The sequence below is a fragment of the Bradyrhizobium sp. AUGA SZCCT0182 genome (assembly GCF_018130185.1).
Classification (GTDB): Bacteria; Pseudomonadota; Alphaproteobacteria; order Rhizobiales; family Xanthobacteraceae; genus Bradyrhizobium.
Genome location: NZ_JAFCLY010000107.1, coordinates 1 through 1,187, shown reverse-complemented (window position 1 = coordinate 1,187; position 1,187 = coordinate 1). Strand labels below are relative to the sequence as shown.

The window sequence follows — 1,187 nt, the reverse complement described above, 5'->3', positions numbered from 1 at the left end:
GCCCGCGACAAGGTCCCCGGCGCGATAAAGCTCGCCGATGCGTCTGCGTACTATCCGCAGGCCGCCATCATTGGCGGATGGGCAGCAGCCAACGACTATTACGAGCCGAACAAGGAAACTCTCGCCAAGTTGATCAGGGGCTGGGCCGACGCCAACGATTACATCATCGCGAACAGTAACGAAGCGATGGAGAAGCTGCAGAAGGGCCATTACAGCCAGACGCCGCTGGCCGACATCAATGAGTCCTTCAAGGCGCAGAAGATGTTCACTTCACGCGACTGGAAGCAGCTCTATTCGGACGGGACCGTCACCAACTGGCTACAGCAGACCACCGACTTCTTCATGGCGAACGCCAACATCAAGGATTTCACACCGGCGAGCAAATATTTCGATCCAAGCCTATATCTGAAGACAATCGTCTGATTGAGATAGAAGGAGTCATTCAGGAGTGATGTCAGACATACCACCGGCGACGATGTCCGCTTCGCGCCGACCCATCTGAGACATTGGCTATCATCGGCTGTCGCGCCACGCCATCATGTACAGGTGAGACCTGCGCAATTGTTCAACGGTCGTTCTGGACATGCCGATGTCGGCAAGCAAATGGTCATCAAGTTCGAGAAGTTGCTTGTGCTGACGACGCCGCTCCAACCTCATGGCTATTGCATCTAGCCACACAAGCGGGATTTTCCAGGACCATCCAAGGTCCGGAAAGGAGGTGGAAGCTGAGCCGACAGTGTTGGTTGAGTTGCCGGTAGTGCTGCCGCAAGGCATGGTTTCATCCTCCATGATGGAGTGAAACAACGCTTAGCTGCGGGAGCTCATCGGGCGGTTGTCAACGACCCGAGTAATTTCTGTACCATGACCGGCTCTTGCGTTCAAGCGATAGCGAGCGTCAACTCATGAAGTCGCTATGCGGCTTGCCGCGCTTTACCATCTCGCGGCAGTCTTGTGCTGTCCTGTTCGTGCGGGCATCAAGAGTCCGAAAGGACGAGAACTCCGCCGTGCGCGGGTGAAACAACGTAAAGTTGGTTCGGCGCCACCAGTGCCGTCGTATGCGCGCCGGCACCGGTCACCGTCCGCGTGGCATGGCCGTTTCGCGGATCGATGGAGTCGACAAGCCCGGGTTCTCCGATGGCGACGTGAACCAGACCGGTAGCCGGGTTGAAAAACGTGACATCGGGCGG

General features: G+C 57.0%; 2 protein-coding genes and 1 pseudogene. 1 reads left to right on the top strand and 2 read right to left on the bottom strand.

All coding sequences use genetic code 11. The annotated features are described in order from the left end of the window. Window positions 1-423: pseudogene (locus tag JQ611_RS41440) on the top strand (ABC transporter substrate-binding protein); the annotation flags it as partial. Window positions 424-513: 90 nt separating this feature from the next. On the opposite strand, the gene JQ611_RS41435 reads toward JQ611_RS41440, so the two are convergent. Both JQ611_RS41435 and JQ611_RS41430 read right to left on the bottom strand, forming a co-directional pair. Next, window positions 514-804, bottom strand: a complete 291-nt coding sequence (locus tag JQ611_RS41435) for a DUF1127 domain-containing protein (RefSeq protein WP_249133867.1) — start codon at window positions 802-804, stop codon at window positions 514-516. Between the two features lie 170 nt (window positions 805-974). Continuing rightward, window positions 975-1,187, bottom strand: a 213-nt coding sequence (locus JQ611_RS41430) for a hypothetical protein (protein WP_212468847.1), incomplete at its 5' end; no start/stop codon positions are given.